The sequence below is a fragment of the Scytonema sp. UIC 10036 genome, from assembly GCF_009725235.1.
In genome coordinates, this window is record NZ_WJFC01000136.1 from 1 (window position 1) to 21,715 (window position 21,715).

General features: G+C 40.9%; 22 protein-coding genes. 6 read left to right on the forward strand and 16 right to left on the reverse strand.

The genetic code is table 11. The annotated features are described in order from the left end of the window. The 3 genes from recO to F7734_RS41355 form a co-directional block, all read right to left on the reverse strand. On the reverse strand, positions 1-608 hold a 608-nt coding region (recO, locus tag F7734_RS41345; RefSeq protein ID WP_155750212.1), incomplete at its 3' end, for a DNA repair protein RecO. 110 nt (positions 609-718) lie between these two features. After that, complete coding sequence (gene deoC / locus F7734_RS41350) at positions 719-1,399, reverse strand: deoxyribose-phosphate aldolase (protein WP_155750213.1); 681 nt, start codon at positions 1,397-1,399, stop codon at positions 719-721. 455 nt (positions 1,400-1,854) lie between these two features. Beyond that, positions 1,855-3,000 carry a DNA cytosine methyltransferase gene (locus F7734_RS41355; RefSeq protein ID WP_155750214.1) on the reverse strand — a complete coding sequence of 382 codons (1,146 nt, stop codon included), beginning with the start codon at positions 2,998-3,000 and terminating at the stop codon, positions 1,855-1,857. A gap of 62 nt (positions 3,001-3,062) precedes the next feature. On the opposite strand from F7734_RS41355, the gene F7734_RS41360 reads away from it, so the two are divergent. Continuing rightward, on the forward strand, positions 3,063-3,584 hold the full coding sequence (locus tag F7734_RS41360) for a hypothetical protein (RefSeq protein WP_155750215.1): 522 nt from the start codon (positions 3,063-3,065) through the stop codon (positions 3,582-3,584). 103 nt (positions 3,585-3,687) lie between these two features. Further along, entirely contained in the window at positions 3,688-3,936 is a 249-nt protein-coding gene (locus tag F7734_RS41365; RefSeq protein WP_243147361.1) for an amino acid adenylation protein, read from the forward strand. A gap of 273 nt (positions 3,937-4,209) precedes the next feature. Here F7734_RS41365 and F7734_RS41370 read toward each other — a convergent pair whose 3' ends face one another. From F7734_RS41370 to F7734_RS41410, 9 genes are all read right to left on the reverse strand, one after another. Beyond that, the gene (locus F7734_RS41370; RefSeq protein ID WP_155750216.1) at positions 4,210-4,830 is read right to left on the reverse strand and encodes a hypothetical protein; all 621 of its coding nucleotides are present in this window, start codon (positions 4,828-4,830) and stop codon (positions 4,210-4,212) included. Positions 4,831-4,849: 19 nt separating this feature from the next. Beyond that, positions 4,850-5,230: a hypothetical protein gene (locus F7734_RS41375; protein ID WP_155750217.1), complete on the reverse strand. Its 381-nt coding sequence runs from the start codon at positions 5,228-5,230 to the stop codon at positions 4,850-4,852. A gap of 9 nt (positions 5,231-5,239) precedes the next feature. Then, positions 5,240-6,694, reverse strand: coding sequence for a DUF697 domain-containing protein (locus F7734_RS41380; protein ID WP_166482474.1), 1,455 nt, complete (start codon positions 6,692-6,694; stop codon positions 5,240-5,242). 744 nt (positions 6,695-7,438) lie between these two features. Continuing rightward, positions 7,439-8,392, reverse strand: coding sequence for an asparaginase (locus F7734_RS41385; protein ID WP_155750218.1), 954 nt, complete (start codon positions 8,390-8,392; stop codon positions 7,439-7,441). Between the two features lie 147 nt (positions 8,393-8,539). After that, positions 8,540-9,040 carry a CGLD27 family protein gene (locus F7734_RS41390; RefSeq protein ID WP_155750219.1) on the reverse strand — a complete coding sequence of 167 codons (501 nt, stop codon included), beginning with the start codon at positions 9,038-9,040 and terminating at the stop codon, positions 8,540-8,542. Between the two features lie 36 nt (positions 9,041-9,076). Next, on the reverse strand, positions 9,077-9,538 hold the full coding sequence (gene rsfS / locus F7734_RS41395) for a ribosome silencing factor (protein ID WP_155750220.1): 462 nt from the start codon (positions 9,536-9,538) through the stop codon (positions 9,077-9,079). Between the two features lie 228 nt (positions 9,539-9,766). Further along, positions 9,767-9,919, reverse strand: coding sequence for a hypothetical protein (locus F7734_RS41400; RefSeq protein ID WP_155750221.1), 153 nt, complete (start codon positions 9,917-9,919; stop codon positions 9,767-9,769). Positions 9,920-10,118: 199 nt separating this feature from the next. Further along, the gene (locus tag F7734_RS41405; RefSeq protein WP_155750222.1) at positions 10,119-11,390 is read right to left on the reverse strand and encodes a glycosyltransferase family 4 protein; all 1,272 of its coding nucleotides are present in this window, start codon (positions 11,388-11,390) and stop codon (positions 10,119-10,121) included. 743 nt (positions 11,391-12,133) lie between these two features. After that, positions 12,134-13,156, reverse strand: coding sequence for an exopolysaccharide biosynthesis polyprenyl glycosylphosphotransferase (locus F7734_RS41410; protein WP_207714330.1), 1,023 nt, complete (start codon positions 13,154-13,156; stop codon positions 12,134-12,136). A 350-nt stretch (positions 13,157-13,506) separates the two neighbouring features. On the opposite strand from F7734_RS41410, the gene F7734_RS41415 reads away from it, so the two are divergent. Next, entirely contained in the window at positions 13,507-14,304 is a 798-nt protein-coding gene (locus F7734_RS41415; RefSeq protein ID WP_155750224.1) for a 7-carboxy-7-deazaguanine synthase QueE, read from the forward strand. A gap of 259 nt (positions 14,305-14,563) precedes the next feature. After that, positions 14,564-16,033 carry an esterase-like activity of phytase family protein gene (locus tag F7734_RS41420; protein ID WP_155750225.1) on the forward strand — a complete coding sequence of 490 codons (1,470 nt, stop codon included), beginning with the start codon at positions 14,564-14,566 and terminating at the stop codon, positions 16,031-16,033. Between the two features lie 71 nt (positions 16,034-16,104). Here F7734_RS41420 and F7734_RS41425 read toward each other — a convergent pair whose 3' ends face one another. Then, positions 16,105-16,749 carry a DUF3318 domain-containing protein gene (locus F7734_RS41425; protein ID WP_155750226.1) on the reverse strand — a complete coding sequence of 215 codons (645 nt, stop codon included), beginning with the start codon at positions 16,747-16,749 and terminating at the stop codon, positions 16,105-16,107. Between the two features lie 76 nt (positions 16,750-16,825). After that, a complete protein-coding gene (locus tag F7734_RS41430; RefSeq protein ID WP_155750227.1) occupies positions 16,826-17,383 on the reverse strand; it encodes a hypothetical protein in 558 nt (185 codons plus the stop codon). Positions 17,384-17,668: 285 nt separating this feature from the next. Here F7734_RS41430 and F7734_RS41435 point away from each other — a divergent pair, with 285 nt between their 5' ends. Beyond that, the gene (locus F7734_RS41435; protein ID WP_155750228.1) at positions 17,669-18,667 is read left to right on the forward strand and encodes an alpha/beta fold hydrolase; all 999 of its coding nucleotides are present in this window, start codon (positions 17,669-17,671) and stop codon (positions 18,665-18,667) included. A gap of 350 nt (positions 18,668-19,017) precedes the next feature. Here F7734_RS41435 and F7734_RS41440 read toward each other — a convergent pair whose 3' ends face one another. Continuing rightward, positions 19,018-19,449 (reverse strand): HNH endonuclease signature motif containing protein, encoded by a 432-nt coding sequence (locus F7734_RS41440; RefSeq protein ID WP_155750229.1) that lies wholly within the window; start codon positions 19,447-19,449, stop codon positions 19,018-19,020. Positions 19,450-19,454: 5 nt separating this feature from the next. Beyond that, positions 19,455-19,817 (reverse strand): hypothetical protein, encoded by a 363-nt coding sequence (locus F7734_RS41445; protein WP_155750230.1) that lies wholly within the window; start codon positions 19,815-19,817, stop codon positions 19,455-19,457. Between the two features lie 185 nt (positions 19,818-20,002). Here F7734_RS41445 and F7734_RS41450 point away from each other — a divergent pair, with 185 nt between their 5' ends. Further along, positions 20,003-21,385, forward strand: a complete 1,383-nt coding sequence (locus F7734_RS41450) for a hypothetical protein (protein WP_155750231.1) — start codon at positions 20,003-20,005, stop codon at positions 21,383-21,385. Positions 21,386-21,715 lie beyond the last annotated feature (330 nt).

A 21,715-nucleotide genomic window follows, 5' to 3' on the forward strand; every position in this document is an offset into this window, starting at 1 on the left:
AGTCTCCTCATCCCCTCTTCCTTCAAGCGTTTCCAAGTTGTTAGACAAACTGTTCCACCAGTGGGAATGCTAAATCCTACTTGCCAATCGGGGTTTGTAAAATCTGGAGTCAGGGTGTTTCCTGTTAAACAGCAGGCTTGTACCTGTGGAGTGAGTCCTGCTATAGCTAAAAGGTGAAATAATCCATGTGCCAAATATGCGACGACAGCAGATGGCTCATGACTGGGTAATTCTTCTATGCGGCTGAGGTGTTCGTTAAGTAACTCATACAGTTCTTCTTGAGGTTGCTCGCTTAACGCCTGACACAGTACCACCTCTGCTAAATACTGACTAGCTGCAAGTTTTCCCAAATTTTTTGCCAGTCCTGGGTAACTTTTTATAGTTTGGGCTTGAGTAATTTTGTCAAGCGATCGCCCTTTAGCAATCAATAACTCATTCACCACAAACATTCCACTTCGACCACCCAAACTAGAGTTGTGCTTGCGCGATCCGGGAGCAACAGCGCGAATCAGACCAAATTCTCGTGTCAAAATTGTCACTAGCCTATCTGATTCTCCTATCGCTTGGGTTTTCAAATTAATTCCAGTCGTTTTATAAGTTTTACTCATTTGTACGAGTGTCCTCTGTCATTTGCTCTTTGTCATTTGTCAAGTGTCCTTTGTCCTTTGTAAAAAGATGAGTAACCAATGACTAATGACCAATGACTAATGACCAATGACTACTTGTTACCATCCAGCCTATCGCGCTGTCGGAGCAATTCAACACTCCGCGAGGTTCCCAACCGAGTAGCTCCCTCTAATATCAAGTCTAAAGCTTGTTCAATAGTGCGAATTCCCCCAGAGGCTTTAATTCCTACCCTTTCTCCTGCGACTTGTTTCAAAAGTCTCACATCTGCCAGTGTTGCACCGCCATTCCAACCCGTACTGGTTTTCAGAAATGCCGCCCCAGCATCCATAGCAAGTTCTGCAGCCAGTTTTTTTTCATCATCCGTCAGCAGGTTGGTTTCCAAAATAACTTTTATTGTTTGCCCAGTTTCTTCACAAATCTCAGCAATTTCCCGATGCACGTCATCACTTTTGCCAGCTTTAAGCCATCCCAAGTTAATCGTGACATCTAACTCTGTTGCACCATTTTCCACAGCTTCTTGAGCTTCATACAATTTAGTCGCTGAAGTCACCGCGCCTGTAGGAAAGCCAATGACTGTACAGACTTTAGGCTGTTTGCCCTGCAAAAGTTCTGCTGCTTGTCTGACGTGTACTGGGTACACACAAACCGCCGCAAAATGAAATCTGTCTGCTTCTTCACACCATTGCTCTACCTGCTCTGGAGTAGCTGTTGGCATCAACAAAGCATGGTCAATGAATGGCGCAATATCAATGTCTGTATAATCTGCTGCCATTGCTTTTTTCAGTACTCAATTATTAACCTTTATAAAGAAATTTAAAACTCTTTAGATAAATTAAATCATAATTCTTATGAATTTCCGCTAAAGCTTTTTCTTTTACTTAGTATAATCTATAACTCAATGACCTCTAGAGCGCCATAGGCTTAGAAACCCGATTTATTTCATAAGCCAAGTTTTTGTACTACCAATTTTTCCTTACACTAACTGCGTTAATCAATACTAAAAATTGTACCGGGTCTTTTCTAATGTAGTATATTTGACTTTCAATTGTTAGAGGCGCTGAGAAGTTAAAAGTACTTTCTACTACTATAGCAATCCTATTTGATTTCAGGAATGCACCTAGGGTGGGGACTGCTAGCCCTGTCAAGGTGACGCATAAAATTTTGATTCAGGTGCATTCCTCATCTTTCTCCTCTGCGTACTCTGCGTACTCTGCGGTTCAAATGCCTTTATGTTCCACTTCCTAAAAAACCCAAAATAGTTTGAGCTAAAGCCTTTGAAGCTAAATAAGGAACACCATTACCAATTGTTTTAAACATATTCGTTAGTGACATAGTGTTTGGCAGTGAAAAACTTGCAGGCAAAGACTGAATTGCTAAAGCTTCAGCAACAGAAATTCGCCGCATTTTGTAAGGATGTAAATGTACCTCATTGTTGCCGTAGCAAGCTGTGGGAGAATAGCGCCATCTGTGAAGGCGTTTGTAAGATTTTCTCGAATCATCTCCTTCATCAATAGTAGCGAATTTTTTGATACCTGCCCTTGGTTGAAAATAGTGCAGAGTATTGGGATGGTTCAGCACATCATTTTTTTTAAACCAGTACTCAACAGTGAGTTCTTGAGGAATACCATCAGGGCAGGGCAAAACAGAGCCTTCTTGAAAGGGTTCGGAACGGCTCCAGTTATAGGAAAAAACTTTTTCTTTGGGGTACACAATATATTTTTCCCACGGAAAACTCTCTGCGGGAAGGAATTTTTCCCTATTTAATTCTATCCCCAAACTCTTAGTTAACTCAAGTTGAAATCCGAGGAGAATAATTCTTTCTCTATCTTGCGGAACACCATATTCTATGCTATTTACTAACCTTTCTGTTAGTACATAACCAGCTTGGGTTAAATTTTGCTTCAGCCCTTCAAAAAACAAACGATGTTTTTTTGTCCTCCACAAACCCTTAACATTCTCAAACAGAAAAAAATCTGGTAAAGCCCTACAAATTAATTCAACATAAGCAGCCGAAAGTTTGCCATTATCTCCAAATTGCCCTCTATTTTTTCCACCAATAGAAAAATCAGGACAAGGAGGACCACCAATAAATCCCACCACAGTGTTGTTTGCTTGACGGCAATCAGCCACCAATTCACGTAAGCGCAAAATTCCTGCTTCTTCAGTCAGTTGTGTAACATCGCCTTCTTCCCCTTGATGATATTCGTATTCTGGCGATGAAAGGTTGAGATTAGAACGTGAATAGCGGTATGCCTCCATGAAAGGAGAGAAAATTTCATTCACATAAACAATATTGAAACCACTCGTTTCAAAACCTAAATCTAGAAAACCCGAACCAGCAAAAAAGGAAAATATTCTGGGACTAAAATTCATTTAACAACTGTGACACGCTTTGATAAAATTTAATGACATTTTTTACTTTATCTATTTTTATTATGTCCCCATCCGACTGGGAAAAATTATTGTCTGATAGCAAAAAAACAGTTGAAATAGTTTGTAAAGGCTTAAGAAATCGTGGTATCAATGCTGGAGAGCCTGTTATGACAGAATTTGGTACTGATGAAGACATTCCGGTTTATAGCAGCGATGGACAACAAAAGTTATTTTGGATCTCTGTAAAAAGCGTGGCAAGCCGAGTTGAAGATTACCGTGTGCTACCTTTTGGTTACAAAGCTTGGATGTGTGGTGAAGTTGAAAGTAAACAGTGGGTTAATCCACCATCTGCAATTATTTGGTATTGTACAGAGACGAGGCTTGCGTGGGGTGTAATACCTCCAAGACGGTTGAGTACCCGTTGGTTTATTTTTCCCGATCGTTGGGGAGCAGTTGTAGACAAGCGCAAAACAAGGCTGTTGGGTAGTACAATATACATCTACCCTAGCTGGCTTGTGTTACCTGACAACACTGTGAGCAAAGATGAAATCATCGCTTATATTCAGAGGTTAGTTCAGCAATAATTTAGATACTATTGTATTAATGTGAATGAAGAATATTGGAATGAGACATTTTGTACCATCAAATAAGGTATACGAGACAGTTAACTAATAAGGAACTTTAACTATGTCTGAACCTTTTGTAGACCTTGATGAAATTTTCAATCTAGCTGTTCAAGAAACTCAAGAACTGATGAAACACGGGTTTGATTTAAGCGATCCCTGTTTTGTGACTTCATTGGAATGGTATGCCAATAAATATCCAGAGATAGCGGAACGCTGCAATCAAGCTTTACTAGAACTTATAGATAAGCAAGCTGCTAATTTTCCAAGGCGGGTAACTGTCCCTTCTGAAATTGATGTAGATGGATTTTAAATATTAATACATATGAGGAATTAGAAGCTGAGTTAGAAACAATGTTTATATATAGAAGGAAAACATGAAAGCGATCTGTAAACTATTGATAAAGGGCAATGGACGTGCATTGTTGATAATCTTCACATTCTGGAATCAATTGGCAGCAAACATATAACCTACGAGTACGGTTCTAATTGCGGTAAGTTATATTTTACGTGAAAAAGTTTGATACTGCGTCTTTACAAAGAATTGCTATGACCTACAATTGAACTCGGTCTAGGTTCATAGGATTTACGGTAATTGTTGTTGTATGGATAGCCAAGTATACATTTCTTCATCTAATTTAAATTGATTATTTTGTGATAATAACTGGATAACTAATAACTGATTCTTGATTTGCCTTAATTGTCTAACTTCCTCTATTAAGGTGGCAAACTGTTGTTGATTTTGAGTTAGCTCTTTGTACTTATTTGCCATTACATCTTTCCAATGTAAAGCTATGCACAATGCTTCTTTAGGTGAAAATTTTAGATTATTTAAGAACCAATTAACAATGCAAGCTCCATCTAGAATTGGATCGCCAGGAATATAGCCCATTTTCGAGATTGTATATGCTCTGAGCATCATGGCATCAAGTGAAAAAGAATATTTCATATTAGGATGGGTTGCAGCCAAAAAATCATAAACAGAAATTGCTACTTTTGCCCAATCCAAATTGGGTGGTTCTTGTTCCCCGAAAGAACTCACAGTTCCTCTTGCCTTGTCAGCTGCCACAATAGCCAACCCATCCCAATTAAAATTTTCTGGTATTTGCTGTTTTCCTTGCCAAACACTTTTTAGCCAATCTTGTACTTGAGTCGCCTTTTGTTGTGTGAGGCTATTTAATAACTTTGTAGCTTCCTCTTCACTCATAAAAGTTACTTTCTCCTACTTAGTCGGCAGTATTGACACCTTTAGCCTTGAAAGCGTTTCTTCCAATTTCTAAACTACTTAAACTTGGTTGGTAGTGTCCACTATGATTGTTGATATTGAGCAAGTAGTAATAGCCGTCAAAGCCAGTAATATCTGCCTCACCCGCAGCTAGAACAGGTTCCCCATTTGTTAGAACAGTGTGAGATATTTCCTGCCCTTGTACATATTTTGGCACTATAAACAATTCTCTTTCTTGAGTCACTGCCCATTTTACTGTTCCTGCATTGATTGCTGTTTCAAAGTCGCGATCGCTAACCGTAATTGGTCTAACTTTGAGTTTCCTCGCTGTCGCCAATTCTACAGTCAAGCGATCGCTCAATTGATTGGTAAAAATTTGCACAACCTTCCACTAAGCAGCAGTCAGTTCAGTTTCAGAGACTTCTGGCACAAGACGCTTTACGCCTTGCTTAACAAAGCCCTGTAAGAAACTGATTTGCTGGCTTTGCTGAAACACCCTTTGTAAATTTTGCCCCAACTTATCAAGATTTAACGCAGTTCCAGAATTTGTAGCTATTTCCTGCTGTTGGAAATATTCAACTAAACTTAATCCCGCCAATCGGGTTAGGTAAGCTGCACTGACTCCTTGTACTAAACCGCCTGCGACAAAAGTGACAGCATTACTCTTGAGCACGATACCAATTGCTTTGGAAGAAAGTTCCACTAAACCCAGTTTTACCATCAAACTTCCCATTGTTCCCGCTACAGTTTGTGCTTGTTCCAAGGAAAGTTTTTGGTGGTAGATTCCACCCAAATCCATAACCATTTGGGCATTAATTGCCGCTGTTGCCAGAACATCAAGCGCTGGAACCGGGTTAGCAAATGCCGCTGCTGCTGCTATCCACTGATATTGTTCAATAATTGGTACGCTGCGATCGCGTCTGATACCATTAAGTAAATCTTTCGCTTCCGCTTTCAGCAACAACGCTTTCCTCATAGTGGTTCCCCATACGAGTTGCTGTGCTTGCTGTGCCAAAAGTTCACCCAAGTACTGGGTTAACTCTTGAACATCTGGAGCTGGTACCTCCAGCCATTCTTGTATAGAACCATCTTCTTGGTGTTTGCGTACTTTGATAGCAAGAGGAGATACCGCAGTTGCTACTACAGATAAGGGTACACGCTGTTTTAGGGACTGCAAGATGCTGACACGTTCATCTGGCAAATACCGATCTTGTTTGTTAAAAACCAAGATTGTGCTTTGGTTTGCACCCTTTAATTGCTGTAGGGCTTGAAATTCAGTATCTGTTAAATCCCCATTTGTTAGGAATAGAACGATATCAGATTTTTGTGCTTCTACAAAAACATTGGCATCTGACTTCTCGCCTGCTTCTAAAAACAAAGGAGATGTCTCTTGGAAATGTAGGGATGATATGTATCCTGTCTCTACATTTTGCTCAAGCACCTCAATCAAAGTCGTTTTACCTACTGACTTGGCACCAGTAACAGTGGCTAGAATCTGTTGCCTATCTAACTCGGCAGTGAGATTTGCAACTTGCTCTTGTTGTAGAGAAGCGATATGTCGCATCTCCACAGAGTTTTCTGCTTCTTGTGTTAGTTGGTTAACCACAGATTGGGTTTTTGCAATAGTAACCTCTACTGTTTCCCTATCTACAGGCATACCATTTAGCAGTTGGGAACTATCCTTGGGACGGTTGTTCTTGAACAGCCACAAACCGCCGCCAACTGCTAAGAGACTCAGTAAGCCAAATTCACCCATCTGTACCAATGAATCTTGCAAACTGTCTAACATCCAAAGGGAAAAGGACAGTCCCAATCCTCCCACTAAAATTGGTCGCCGCAACTTCACAAATCTAGTTCTCCGTAATCTTTGGACCGATTCTTCTTAAGAATAGCTCACAAGCCCGCTTCTCCAAACTCCATTGGCGAATGCACCAATTTTTCTTTACATTCAGCAACTTGCACATCAAAAACTAAATCGTAAGAAAAAAGCTAATCCCTTAGAAAAGTCCGGGAACTTGATTTCTTGTTTCCCCCCTTTCCAAGGGGGGATTAAGGGGGGTAAACAATACAAATCCCTACAATCATACAATTGTAGGGATTCGTTTATTTTAATTTGGTAGCGGGAAGTGGATTTGAACCACTGACCTTCGGGTTATGCTTACCATCTACAGCTTTCACTGCCTGGATTAACCAGTTTGTGGTCTGGACTGTCCCTTCATCCTCGCCTTTACGTTAGGATGCCTGCCTACCAGTCTCTACACCTTCCCCATCTCTAGGGCTTGGTTCGGGATTACCGCGCTAATGGCTTCCCCGAGTTTGACAGGTAATCGCACACAAGTTTCCTCGTGTACCGCCCACTGCAAGACTCACTTTTAAGCGTTTAGCTTGTCTTACGTCTCGAGCCCGACGAGCTACCAGGCTGCTCTATCCCGCGTCGCTTCGTCTTCTTCTTCAGTATAGCAACAGATTTAAAAATTTGACAAGTCCAAATAAAAATTTTTTGGAAAAGTCTGGGGAGCGGGTGCCAGAGGTGGAAAAAGAATGCAATAACACCACTCAGTTAACACCCTAACCCCTAACCCCTAACCCCTTACAACAATGACAATTCTCCCATAACTTCTAAACGCTTATACTTACCGAAGTTCATAAACTTTTCCGACATGGCATCCGCTACGCTAGGAGTAATCCAGCCTAACTGCTGAAGTATATGAATGGCGGCGGCGTATTTTGCCCGCTTTGCTCCATCAATAACTTTAATTGCCAGTCCCATGCCTTCACCGAGCCTGCCAATGCACTGTACTCCTTCAGCACCAGATTTACTAACCAGTTCGCCTGGACTTAAGCGCATTAATTCCGTGTCAAATTCTCCTTCTCCTGCTACCATGACTGGATGATGGGTCATGGCACGGACTATGCGCTCCATATCTAAACTGCTACGAGAAGCTAGGTGAGCATACAGTGCTGCCATTTGCCCAAGTTGTAATAAGTAGGTGGGCGCACCACAATCGTCATGGGCGCTGATAAATTCTTCGGATGGCATTCGCAGCAATTCCGATACTTTACTCAGAATCAATTGCTGCACTGGGTGTTTGCGCTGCAAATAGTTATTGAGAGACCAATTACACTGCTGACAAACAGCTAGCATTCCAGCGTGTTTACCAGAGCAATTGTATTCCAGAGGGCTGCGTTTGCCTTCAGGAATAGGGCATTGGAGTGCTGAAGGGTCTACATCAGCCCGCCAAAGAATATTAAATGCTTGTCGTACTTGCTCTATCGTTCCCTTGTGGGAACTGGTAATAATTGCTAGGTCTTTGTCGCTGAGGTCATAGCGTTCTAGCGTACCGGCACTAGTCACAGCGAGTGCTTGAAACGGTTTTAGTGCTGAACGAACAAATGTACTTGTTTCAGCATTACCAGCAACCGATAGAACACGTCCGCGATTGTCACAGATCGCGGCTTGGACTATGTGCTTTGACTCTATAATGCCTTCTCGCAGTAACCTAACTTCTAGTGCGGTGGCTTGTGTTCGTTTTCCCATTGTCATGGGTAAAAATATACCATAATTGTGTCAATTGTCCTCAGTCATTGGTCATTGGTCATTAGTCATTGGTCATTGGTCATTGGTTCTTAGTTTTAAATTTTTTACAAAGGACAAATGACAAAGGACAAAGGACAATTGACTAATGACTATTTAAACTAAGTGCCAAACTATAGTACCAGCAACGAACAACACAGCCAAGCCAGCAAAAGAAATTTGTAATCTCTGAAGAATGGGTTTGATGGAGTAGGTCACTATCAGTCGATCGCGTGTTACGATTTCCTGTGGTTTTGTCCAGGTTTGACCGTCGTACCAACCAGACTCTTCGTAAAAAATAATCGGACTCATAAGGCGATCTCGTACATAAGACCAACCCAAATATAACCGCGTCAGTACTAATATGACTCCGACACTTGCTCCTGCGGCACTACTAAGAATAAATTGTACCGTGTGCTTGTGTGGAGCAAAACTTGCCGCCGCTATGGGTCCTGCTACTATTGACGATAAACCCCAAACGATCGCGATTTTAGTGATATACTCGCTCCAATTCAAGGTACAGTCACGAAATAGCCAGGACGATTTTAATTCTTCGTACTCATTGAGCGGTTGTTGTTCTGTAGGTACTGGGCAATTTGAGACCGAAGATTTTATCATGTTGGCTAACTCCCACCGTCTGATTTACAAAGCTGGTTACTCCAGTTCACGCGATTTTGTCGTGGATGTTGTATAATCTATACGTTCTGCGTGTCCCCAGAACGCTTCTAAATTATAAAATTCCCGTTCCTTGGGAAACATAACATGAACAATAACTTCGCCGTAATCCAATAGCACCCATGTTGCTTCTGATTTCCCTTCTGTCCGCAAAGGGCGTCTTGACCAGTCAGTTTCTAATTTATCTTCCACGGCATCGGCTATCGCCCTAACCTGTACCCTGGAGTAGCCTGTCATCATGACGAAGTAGTCCGCCAAGTAAGAGACATCTCCTATCTTAAGTATCAGAATATCGCCTGCTTTGCGGTCAGACCCTGCTTCAGCTATAGTCCAAGCCATCTTTCCACTCACATCGTTATCATCTATGAGTGGGCTTAGAGCTGAACTGTTTGTTACTGTGACAGATTGTCTTGGGAAATTTGTTTGAAAAGAATCAGTCATTAAACCTCATCTGCTGTATCTTTTTAGTAAGATTTTTTACAATAACTGTCAAACGGTCGAGAATTGGAATGGATTTGCAACTGTGAGACTTGGTTTTTTTGAATACTAACAAAAAAACAGGTGTCTGTGCATTATGCTCTACACCTAACAGCCAACGATTGCCATCGTTGGAGAAACCAATGACGCCTTGCAATGACTCGCCGAATGAATCAAACCAGAATTTTCCAGTCAAACTTTGAGAGTGCAGTCGCAGGTCAACCACAAAGCGCGATCGATATTATTCACATCAAATGTATCTATACCTAGGATAGCATTCAGAGTCTTGACATAACAAATGCAAATGGAGGCGATCGCCAAATCCTGTTGATTGTTGACTGTCAACAGTTAACAGTTAGCAAACAACAGCCCATTGCAATAGCCGTGACCGTTGGCAAATCAGGATAGTAAGGCTGTGTAGAGTGTACCCTGTCGTGGAGGAAATTAGCCCTACTTTTTAGATGCTATGGTGTCGCATACTATCTGATTTGCAATTCCTGGTCTGGCTATTAAAATTCACAATGATACAAATGCTTCTGATGTGTCACACTTCCTGTTCCGACACAATTTTTGGCTCAATCACTGAATTCTCATCTGTCAGCGAGTAAAACAGATATTCATACTGGCTTAAGGCTTGCTCAAAAGAATATTGCTCAACAGCAAATTTACGACTGTTATATCCCAAAGTTTTGACTTTTTCTGGATGTTGATACAAATCTAAAATTGCATCTGCTAAAGCTTGTGGATCTTCTGGAGGGACAATCACCCCGCCGCCACTTTGTTTAATAGCTCTTGCTGCCGTACCATTTTTAGGAACAGAAGCAATCAATGCCCTACCACTAGCCAGTAAAACTTGAATTTTCGAGGGCATATTGAAGGAAATCACATTTTTCTTCTGCACAACCAAACCTACGTCAGCCGCAGCCAACATTTCTGGCAAAGCTTCGCGGGGCTGAAAAGGTAGTAGTAAAACGTTATTTGCGCCAAACGCACGACAAGCATTCTGCAATCGCTGTAAACCTTTCTCCTCACCAACAATGACAAAAGCAATCTCTGGAATATGGCGCAGCATAGCAGCCGCTTTGACAACAGTTTCCAAACCTTGGGTGAGCGCGATATTACCAGAATATGAAATAACAAATTTGCCCTCTAAGTTGTGTTTTGCGCGGAAAGCGTTATTTTCTTTAGACAGAGGACGAATAAAGTTGGTATCAACCCAGTTAGGAATTTGGACTATTTTTCTTCCTGGTACGCCTTTAGCCTGCAAGTTATCCACAAAACCGTCAGCGATGACACTGATTTTGGTAGCACTTGAGTAAGCAAATTTTTCTAGTAATGCAAACGTTCTAATAAGCCATTTGTTCTTCAACAAACCAACGTGAACAGCCGCTTCTGGCAGTATATCCTGGAGATTTAAGACAACGGGGCAGCTGTGCAGTACGCCAAGAAGAGCAGTTGGCAAACAACTAGGTAGAGACGGAGAAGTCGAAAGAATAACGTCTGGACGCCAACCGAACAGCGCAGGGAAGAAACTTGTGAATACGTAGCTTGCATCCAGTAACATTCTATCCAGCAGATTAGGCTGCGGACGAATCCAGACATAACTCCGTTGAATTTCAACCCCATTTTTGTACTCGGTTTGGTACCATTTGCCCCGATAGTCCTTGTAGATCTGACGTTCCGGGTAGTTGGGCATAGCGGTAACGACACGCACTTGGTGTCCGCGCTTAACCAACCCCTCAGCGAGTTCAGTCATCAAGGGAGCGATACCAATCGGTTCTGGGTAATAGTTGTACGAGTAAATCAAAATACGCATAATAAGTTATTCTTGTACTCCTAGTCTGAAGAACCCTGGTGTCTTTTAATGACAACATTTGCTTGTGACCTGTTTCCGCACGTCATACGTGCTTAACTAAAATTTTCGCTTCAGAATTATTCAAATGTCAGTTCTTTTTGGTGAAGATTAAGTAAAATTTTATGCTTAATTTCTGAGGTACGTAAGGATTTTAGAGTTAATAATATTTTGTCTTTATAGTTTTTAAATAGTGTATATACTTAGAGATAAATTTTATTTCTTTAAGATAGAACCCCGATTTAAAAATGGAATAAATAGCGTAAAAACAATGGATTTCAGGCTAAATTTTGGAAAAATCTTTGGATTTTGACGGAGAAAAGTTAGACCCCAATACTGCAAGGGCTGAGCAAATTGTAGGTTGGGTTGAACAATAGTGAAACCCAACAAATGTCTGTCAATGTTGGGTTTCGTTCCTCAAACGCCAGTAAAGGTGCGGAGGGAAACCCTCCTATGGCGCATTCGCGCCACGCACACGGTTCAGGGCTGGCTCCCCAACCTACGTGTTTTCGCATTTTTAGGCATAACTGACAAGTATTAAGTTAGACCCCCGACTTCTTAAAGAAGTCTGAGGTCTGGAATTAGTAACTTTAGCTGAGTACAGACAATAAAAAAACACGGAGAAAAATACTGAAAATTCCTCCGTGTTCCTAGTATTCCTAGTATAAAGCTTGCTAGTGAGGGCTAAATTCGATATGACTAATTGTTCAAACAGCCCCACTGTTTTTGTTAAACAGAATAATGACTGTTCTAAAAATCAGCTTCAAATCGTACATAAAACTCCAATTCTTCTGATACTGTAGATCCATACGAATGACATCCTCAAATTTACGGATAGTAGAACGACCATTAACTTGCCATTCTCCAGTCATTCCAGGTTTGACGTCCAAACGCTGCCATTCTGGAACCTCATAACGCTCAACTTCGTCTGGTGTAGGTGGTCTAGTTCCTACTAAACTCATATCTCCTTTTAGGACATTCCAAAATTGTGGTAGTTCATCTAAACTAGTACGCCGTAAAAAACGACCTACTTTGGTAACTCTTGGATCGTTGTCTATTTTAAAAAATGCTCCTTGTACCTGATTTTGCTTTTCTAGTTCAGCTTTGCGAGCTTCAGCATCAATGTACATGGAACGAAATTTCCAAATCTGAAAGCGCTGTCCCATCCAACCACAACGGGTTTGACAGAAGAAAATCGGACCTGAACTATCGAGCCTAATAGCAAGCGCAATAGGAACCAACAAAATCCCTGTAATTAACAAACCAATTAATGACCCCACAATATCTGTAAACCGTTTCATCCAAGAACGGACAGAAGGATGGGTAGCGGGTAGTTGCTCTTCTAATTGGCGGTTGAGCGATGGAGTTTCCCCTTGAGACTCTAGGTTGAAAACTTTGTCTAACCCTGTAAGATTAAGTACTGCAGTGACCTGCGGGGTCACGTTGCGAAGTGTAAATTTAATATTTTTTTCTTGAGCTATTTTGAGGTTACTGACTAAAGCGCCTAAACCACTACTATCCATGAAAATAGTTTGATGAAAATCAATGATAATTTCCATTGGGCTGGGAGTTCGTTCAGTTATCTCTTGGCAGGTTTGCTTAAAAGCTACAGCCTCTAGCACACTTAATCGTGTAGGTACCTGCACAATTGCCGTGTCATTTGAAAACATTACGGGAAAATTCACCTCTTTGGGTTGGCTAGTCATGAAGCCCTGCACTTTCATTGCCATGTCTATATAATTTGCCAAACATATTGTGTTCTAGCAAATAGTCACTACTGATAGTTTATCAGTGGTAAAAATTACTAATTACTAGAGAGTTAGTTGAGAGGGGTTATCGTTAGGAACGATTCACAATAGAACAAGAAGTTATTTAAAGTATGAGGTTTGAAGAATAAAGGATGATACAAGCATAAAGGATAAAAAAACGAAGTCTGAATTACTTTATACTTCAACTTCCACTTCTTTATTCTTTACTTTTGTCTTAAATTCATACTTCATGCCTTATACTTCATACTTCTTTCATGAAACACATTCTTGTCCTTGTGCCAACGAAGGCGCATACACATTGCTAACATCACATGACTGCTAAAACTACTCTTACACCTACCGCACGCCTCATAGAAATTTTTTCTGCCATACAAGGAGAAGGACTGAATGTAGGAACACGCCAGATCTTTATTCGCTTTGCTTTGTGTGACTTGCGCTGTCACTTTTGTGATAGCACTCATACTTGGAATGCACCCGCCACTTGTAGGATAGAACGGACTCCCGGATTGCGTGACTTTGAAACTTACTCCAATCCCGTTCCACTACCTATGTTACTCCAGTGGGTCGAGTGGCAAAATTTGCCTTTCATACATGATACTATCAGCCTAACAGGAGGCGAACCCCTTCTGCACGCATCATTCTTGCTAGAGTTCTTGCCTCAAGTGCGTTCTGTTACGGGTTTGCCAATATACTTGGAAAGTGGCGGACACCGTCCAAAACAACTAGCGACAATATTACCCTATTTAGATTCGGTAGGGATGGATTTTAAATTGCCGAGTACTAGTGGCGAAAGTTACTGGCAAGAACACGCAGAATTTCTCCAACTCTGTTACACCTCAAAAGTAGAAGTTTTTGTTAAGCTAATTGTTTCTCAAACAACTAACCCCTCAGAATTAGAACGTTCTGCAGAATTAGTGGCATCTGTCGATCCATCGATCCCGGTCTTTTTACAACCCGTTACTCCCGTAGAATCTTCTCTAAAATTGACAGATAAACCTCAACTTGCGCCTTCTCCAGAACAAGTTTTAACTTGGCAAGCTTTGATGAAGCGACTAGTTAAGCAAGTACGGGTGATACCTCAGACTCACAAAATGCTGAATCAGCTTTAGTTGATGGTTAGTGGTTAGTGGTTACTAGGGGCGCAATGCCTTGCGCCCGTACATAGTTAGTGGTTAGTGGTATTTACAAATTTGGTATCTTACCACTAACAACCAACAACCAACAACTAACTAATTCATAAAGAAGCTATCAAGTAGAAACTTTATTTTGTGAAATTTTGATGTTATAAATAGTAGATTTTAAAAGACTTAACCTATTATTAATACGGAAGACCGATGCTAAAAAAAGCAAGTTTCTAAAAATGTGACCATGATTCAAATAAAACATCTACTTTCTGCCATCGGTTGCTCGTTTATCGTATCTACTCTGAGCATCATAGGGTTTACATCATCAGCACACGGTATTTCCTTAGCCAGCACTCTTGCTCTTCCTGGAGAAAGTACCGATTTATTCCCGTTTCAAGGCAACAGTGCTAATATTAATCGTTTGGGATATTTCTCCGATCTCTATTACGATCGCCATAACAAAGTCTACTACGCATTAGGCGATCGCGGTCCTGGGGGTGGAGTTATCTCCTATAAAACACGATTACAAAAATTTACTCTAGATATTAACCCAAACACTGGAGCCATATCCAACTTTAAGGTACTAGAGACCATTTTGTTTACTAAAGATGGTGAAAATTTTAATGGTTTGAATCCTGAAAAACTCAATGGCAACCCAGGAAATTTAGGTCTTAGTTTCGATCCAGAAGGATTTGCCATTGCACCAAACGGCAACTTCTACATTTCTGATGAATACGGTCCTTCAGTCTATGAATTCAAACCAGATGGTTCTTTTGTAAGAGCATTTGCAACACCACAAAATCTTCTACCTAAAGAAGCTGATGGAGATCTCAACTTTGTTGATGGGCGTCCAACCATTACCAATGGTCGCCAAGATAACAGAGGATTTGAAGGGCTAACTCTTAGCCCAGATGCCAAAAAACTTTATGCTTTGCTACAAGATCCTCTAGTGAACGAAGGTTCACCAGATGGAAGACGCAGTCAGAATTTAAGACTCGTAGAATTTGATACAGCAACAGGACAAAACACGGCTCAGTATATTTATGAAGTTGAAAGCCTAGCAAGTATTAACGATCGCATTCCCGGAACAAATGATGATTTTGGACCAAATTCCCAAGGGCGTAATATTGGCATCAGCGCTATTACAGCCCTGAACGAGCGAGAATTCTTAGTGCTAGAGAGAGATAATCGCGGGTTTGGGGTAGAAGATCCATTAGGAGAACTACCTGTTAGCAGCAAACGCGTTTACAAGATTAACCTAACGGACGCAACAGATGTAAGTGGGATTAGTTTAGCAGGAACCAACACTTTACCCACAGGTATTAAATCGGTGAGTAAAACTTTATTCTTAGATATTGCTGAATCTCTGAAAACAGCAGGACAACCAATACCAGAAAAATTTGAGGGTTTGGCAATCGGTCCCCAACTGAGTGATGGCTCTTACGCGCTTTTATTGGGAACTGATAATGACTTTAGCGTGACCCAAAATGATAGCGATGTTCAATTCGATGTTTGTACTAACGGTGTTCAAGTCGCAATTGACAGTGACTGTCCAAATGATAGTTCTCTAATTCCTGCGTACCTATATTCATTTAAGGTAAGTTCTTCTGAGTTGGGCAAATTTATTCCACCCCAAAAAGTACCCGAACCAACAGCAACTGTTGGACTAGTGTTGCTTGGTCTGAGTAGTACACTACTAAAGCGCCGCAAATAAGTTTTCGCGATTGGTAATCAGTGACAAATGACTGGTTACTCTGGTCACTGGTCACTGGTTACTCGTCACTGTTAAAAAGCGCCCTCTTCTAAATTTTTAGATTTTGCCTTTGCTTTATTAGCACTGCGCTTGAGGGAAGAAAGCCTTGCTTCAAATTTAGACCGTTGCCGTTTGCTAGGAGTTGTATCAATTAAAGTTTTTAAAGCACTACCCAAGCTTTTATAGGCGTTGGGAAGGGTATAGCCAAAACGAGTTGCTAGGGCAATAGCCTTCTCATCAGCTTCTACTAATTCTTTTAATTGCTTCTCACCATTATTTTTTTGGTATAGCCGCCAGCCAGATACTCCGCATAAAGCCAAAGCCAGTACCAGCAGCAAGCCATCTTGAACCCACAGTTCGCCAACAGCGCCGCCCAAACCAATTGCAAGGGCTGCCATTTCCCAACCGTCTTTGGGAATCGTATCATTTTGAATGCGAGCGACTTCATGCCAGAATAACAGGTTGCGCTGATCCATTGCCAGTGCATCCCACTTAGCCAAGTCAATTTGAATTTCTACCTGGTCTTTACCAATTTCTTCAGAACGAATCAGGGGTGGGTTTACCTCAGTCGTACCTTCAACTGTAACCCAGCTCTGTAATTCTGGCGGTAACAAGCCTTTTAACCGCCTGAGTTCGCTCATTTCTGCTCTAGCAGTAGAGGTTGCATAAGATGTCATATTATCCAGCAGGTTGAAAACTTCAGTATATAGAGAGTATCACTTTGGAGTATAGCGATTTCACCAGCAAATCGGCTCAGTCGTTAGGAAAACTTCCACGTCTTTTTCGGGCTTCCATTGCCTTTTCCAAAACGTCTAGCAATCCAGGAGCTTGTTCTTGAATGCTCAGCAAAATTCTCTCACCAAGTTCTACATTCCCCGGATCTTGACCTGTTTCCATCACTTCTGTTAAGCGGGGTACTGCGACACTATCTACAAGCTGGATTAATCCGTGCAAACAACGGTTAAACTGTTTTTCTGTCAAAATTGAATCCTCTAGAGGAAACTCAATAATGGCACGAATTTCACCATCTGATGGGTCATACTCCCATTGCAACATTTTGGTCTCCCAAGAAATGGAAAGCATCGTTTGCAGTATGGCGGCTTTGTAGGGATGCTCTTGGATTCCCGATAGCACTTGGGGAGCAAAGAGACGGAAGAACCTTCCTTCTTCATCCAGTTGAACAACAATAAGAAAGTCCTCTAAGTTATCACTTTCTACTCCTGTAATAATACGGTCATCTTCTTCATCAATACGGTATTCCCAACCAAGGTTGTCTAAATACTTGGCGATTTGCTGCAGATTTGCTGCCATAAAAGCCTCATAAGTTCAATGGAGCCTGCGTTACCAGACCTAGTTTAACCTGCCAGGGTCAAGACGTAGAACGCTATTGTTACCTTCTGTTTTATTGACTCCTGTTCTCTACGCACAAGGGTCTGTCAAATAAATGACACTAAAATGACAGAAACCCATCTTTGTGAAGGCGGGTTGTTCCCAAAAGCTCATTTTTTGGGATTTTCGCGTCTACGCCTGGTAGAAGCTTGAAATTAGCTGTAACTTCTAGTTAAATAAAAGCGGTTTTCAACAAATCTATGAATTATGTCTAATTATACCACCGTAATAAATGCCATCATTCAACGAACGAAAGCTTTTGAAGATGACCTCCCAATAAAGAATAATGCTTGCCGCTCAAAATTCTTTTTTCACCCGCATCCAACTTCCAAGGTTTGCCTTTTCTTTCACGGATTTACCGCTGGTCCTTACCAGTTTGAACCAATTGGAAAAGCATTATTTGACGCTGGTTATAATGTTTTAGTTCCCTTACAGCCCGGTCATGGAGCTGCAGGACATTGGGATGGCAATAATCCCCCCCCTCTTCCTACAGAGGTAAAAGTTTATCAAGAGTTTGCACTTTATTGGTTAGCGGTTGCACGAACTTTAGGGGAACAAGTCATGATAGGAGGACTCTCCACAGGAGGAAATTTAGCCGCTTGGTTATCTCTAGAACGTCCCCAAGAAATTAACAAAGCTTTACTGTTTGCTCCTTATATTAGTGGGACTAATTCACTTGTAGATTTATTTGTAGAAGTTTTACCAATTTATATTGAATGGTTAAATAAAGATAATCCTGGGAATTTTGGCTATAAAGGTTTTCGTGTTCCGGCTTTGCGGATTTTTTTAGAGATGGGTGAAGAAACGCTCAACAGGGTGAAAACTCAACCTATTGCACCAATATTTACGATTGTTGCGGAAAGCGATTGCACAATCGAGCGAGAGGAATTACAAGATTTGTTCAAAAACACACTTCAACATCAACCAAAATCTTGGTATTTCTCTGTTGAAAAAATTTTTGATATTCCTCACACCATGATGACTAAATCTGAGGGTAATCAATACCAAGATTTACTCATTACTATCGCTAAAGCTTATATTGAAAGCGATATTACTTGGTCTGAGTTGATGGCAATCGGTCATCAGATACTGCAAGGAAAAACTTTTGAAACTGCTGTTGAAACCCTAAATTTAACTCAACGAGTTTCTTCAGATTTGTCGGTTTTGTTAGCAGTAATAAATAAGAAAATAATTATTGATGCTTGATAGGAAGCCTATTAATCTAATACCAAATTTTTACCCCTCCTAACCTCCCCTTATAAAGGGTAATACCAAATTTTTACCCCTCCTAACCTCCCCTTATAAAGGGGAGGGACTTAAATTTCCTGTTTCCCCCCTTTATAAGGGGGGATTAAGGGGGGTAAGGGTGGTGACTGAGGTATCCAAAACTTTAGATTGCCCTAAATCCACGCCATATGCTAAAAGATGGGAAACCCGCCCACAGCAGTGGTTCGCCTTAAAAAGGGGGATGAATGAAAATATTTTCCTCTTTTTAAGGGGGGCTAGGAGATCTTGATACAAGGATAGATGAAAAAACATCTCTAACGAATAGAATTTCAATTTTTTGGTGGATGCCAACCAGCTGATACCCAATAACTGCGAACTTCTATTGCATCCGGATCGTCACTCAGATGTAAGACTACAACTGTTGCCCGACCAGTTGGTGTTTTACCAACAATACACAAACCATCTTCACTCCAGTAAAAATGTTCAGACCATACTTGAGTGCGTGGGTTAAAAAGCTCGATCTTCTCTGCCGTTTCCGGATCGACCCCTGTAGTTTTATCACTTTTGTAGCCATTACATAAAGGACAAGCTAACCACAAATTGGATTCGTCATTACTACCACCTTTGGAAATTGGGATAATATGTTCAATTTCCAAACGAGCCATGACTAGATGCTGAGGACTTAAGCAATAACCACAGCGATTGCGGGCATCTTTCCGAACACGACGTTCTATTTCAATAGGAATGTAACTGCGAGCCATTGCTATTAATTCAAAGGAGGTTTCAATCCCCGTTCAACAGCTACTTTCAAAGCTTTTGCTTTACGCACCAAGCCTCGTCGGTAGATCTGCATTAATTCATCTAATTTTCTCACATCTGGTTCATTAAGTTGACCCTCCCGATTCCGTGCTAAGAGATCGCTCAAAGACTCTTGCTGTTGAGGAAGCATTTGTAGATCGCACAAAGCCAAAACCTGCTCATTAGGCAGTGACTCCACAGGTAATTCAGTAATGGCGCGGTCAATGAATTCTACTAATACATCTTCAAGTCGCCGATGGGTAAGGGCAGCAATTTCTCTTAGCTGCTGTGCTAGCACCTCAGGAAGTTCTATAGTAACAATTTCTGCCATTTTTTACCAGCTTTGTCTTTTAACTTTCATTATAAACAAGAGTTTGCACGAGTATATAAAAGGTTTAAACTCACAGATCCTCGAGTTGTTAAATACTAGCAGTGCTGGGGAATACTGAATGAGGCGCAAGGGTTGATATTAACCAATGCTAGCCAATAACCTAATTTAGCAACTAGGAGAACGTTATGATACCAGTAACAGCAACATTTTTACTTGCCGATTGGATTGTCAAGGGATTGGCAGATGGAACTTTGGAACGAGTTGGAGGTGTGATTCGGTATGTGGCAACAAAACAGGTTGCTGCTTGGTTAAGAGATGCTCAACTAAATTCTTCTTCCTCCTCAAATAATCTCCTGAACTTAATATTGTCTGGAGCAAACGCAGTTGGTTCGGTAGCTAATGCAGCTATTACAGGCACAGGACTTTCAGATGTCAATCAAAAACTAATTGGAGTAGAACAAGCAAGTTTAAGTAATCTTGTTATTTCAGGAGGGAACTTATTAGCAACAGCTGTTAGTGCGGCTGTGACAGGAAAAGAACTTGCTGATGTCAATCAGCGGTTGGGTGGCATTGAAAATCAGTTAGGGGCTGTAGAGCAAAGTCTACAACTTACTCAAGGGATTTTGCAAGTAACTACTGCTGCAAGTATGCTTAATCTTGGTATCTCGGTAATGGGTTTTACTGTAATAGCACAGCGTCTTAAAGAATTAGAACAACGTCTACACCAAGCAGAAGAACTTTTAAATAAAATTAATCGTAAAATAGACCTTGGCTATTATGCTAATTTTCGTGCTGCCCTAGATTTAGCTGTTAACGCTTTTACAATGAGCAAACCAGAAAATCGCAGAAGCAGTGCTCTACAAGCTATTAACCGCTTCTTAGAAGCAGAACATATTTATACTGACTATACAGATACAGAACTAGAGCAAAAGAGCCAAATTGCTGACGAATATCTGCTATCATTATCTTTAGCTTATCTTGCTGAAGCACGTTGCTATTTAGAATTAGAAGAACATGAAACGGCGCTTCACCGCTTCCAGGAAGGGGCAAATGTTTTGCGATCGCGGATTCAAAAATACGTGGAACTTTTGTTAACCTCCAATCCATCTGCATATCTACTACCTGAGTTTAAAGGTCAAATTGATTTGCGGAGATTGACTCGAATTTATCAATGGCTCGATCCTAATTTGGATGAAAATGCTGTATTTGATATGCAACGTGAAAATCTGATTAAGCTAGTGCAAGACCCCAATCAATGGATAGACTCGCTACCAGCCGCAATTTTAACTCGTGTTGAAGTTAAAGGAGGTTGGTTCGGTCCAAATAAAGATGATTTGAAGCAAGAGGCTTACAAACGGCTGCCTCAAATTTTGGAAGTCGTAGAATCTATGGTTGAAACAAATCGCCGTTTTGAGGCATATCAGTTAGAAGTACAAGCGATCGCACAATTAGGAATAACTTTCCATGAATGGCTGAAATTAACTCCCACTACAGAAGAAAAACCAAACAAAGCAAATTTAATGTTCATCATTCCAAACCAACCAATCTATCTGAAATTAGCCAGCTAACGCTAAAAAGCTTGTTTCTGGAATTTGAAGACGATGCCGAACACAATCCAATAGTGCTCGGATAAGAATTTTTGTAGGTTGGGTAAACCTGTGGGGAAACCTAACAAATATCTGTAAATGTTGGGTTTCGTTCCTCAACCCAACCTACATATTTTCGGATTTTTCGGCTTAACCGACAAGTATTGGAACACAATCGGCAAACAAAAGGTGCAGTTATTAAACTGCACCTTTTGTTTAACTTTTATTTTGATGTAGCGGCAATTTAGGTAGATTCTTACCCAAACAATTATGTTATAAAAATTACTAAAATTTATATATACTAAGTATTAC

Coding starts and splice junctions, on each gene's coding strand:
- deoC (WP_155750213.1), bottom strand. CDS start 1,399: ATGGCAGCAGATTATACAGACATTGATATTGCGCCATTCATTGACCAT.
- F7734_RS41355 (WP_155750214.1), bottom strand. CDS start 3,000: ATGAATTTTAGTCCCAGAATATTTTCCTTTTTTGCTGGTTCGGGTTTT.
- F7734_RS41360 (WP_155750215.1), top strand. CDS start 3,063: ATGTCCCCATCCGACTGGGAAAAATTATTGTCTGATAGCAAAAAAACA.
- F7734_RS41365 (WP_243147361.1), top strand. CDS start 3,688: ATGTCTGAACCTTTTGTAGACCTTGATGAAATTTTCAATCTAGCTGTT.
- F7734_RS41370 (WP_155750216.1), bottom strand. CDS start 4,830: ATGAGTGAAGAGGAAGCTACAAAGTTATTAAATAGCCTCACACAACAA.
- F7734_RS41385 (WP_155750218.1), bottom strand. CDS start 8,392: ATGACAATGGGAAAACGAACACAAGCCACCGCACTAGAAGTTAGGTTA.
- F7734_RS41390 (WP_155750219.1), bottom strand. CDS start 9,040: ATGATAAAATCTTCGGTCTCAAATTGCCCAGTACCTACAGAACAACAA.
- rsfS (WP_155750220.1), bottom strand. CDS start 9,538: ATGACTGATTCTTTTCAAACAAATTTCCCAAGACAATCTGTCACAGTA.
- F7734_RS41405 (WP_155750222.1), bottom strand. CDS start 11,390: ATGCGTATTTTGATTTACTCGTACAACTATTACCCAGAACCGATTGGT.
- F7734_RS41410 (WP_207714330.1), bottom strand. CDS start 13,156: ATGGCAATGAAAGTGCAGGGCTTCATGACTAGCCAACCCAAAGAGGTG.
- F7734_RS41415 (WP_155750224.1), top strand. CDS start 13,507: ATGACTGCTAAAACTACTCTTACACCTACCGCACGCCTCATAGAAATT.
- F7734_RS41420 (WP_155750225.1), top strand. CDS start 14,564: ATGATTCAAATAAAACATCTACTTTCTGCCATCGGTTGCTCGTTTATC.
- F7734_RS41425 (WP_155750226.1), bottom strand. CDS start 16,749: ATGACATCTTATGCAACCTCTACTGCTAGAGCAGAAATGAGCGAACTC.
- F7734_RS41430 (WP_155750227.1), bottom strand. CDS start 17,383: ATGGCAGCAAATCTGCAGCAAATCGCCAAGTATTTAGACAACCTTGGT.
- F7734_RS41435 (WP_155750228.1), top strand. CDS start 17,669: ATGTCTAATTATACCACCGTAATAAATGCCATCATTCAACGAACGAAA.
- F7734_RS41440 (WP_155750229.1), bottom strand. CDS start 19,449: ATGGCTCGCAGTTACATTCCTATTGAAATAGAACGTCGTGTTCGGAAA.
- F7734_RS41445 (WP_155750230.1), bottom strand. CDS start 19,817: ATGGCAGAAATTGTTACTATAGAACTTCCTGAGGTGCTAGCACAGCAG.
- F7734_RS41450 (WP_155750231.1), top strand. CDS start 20,003: ATGATACCAGTAACAGCAACATTTTTACTTGCCGATTGGATTGTCAAG.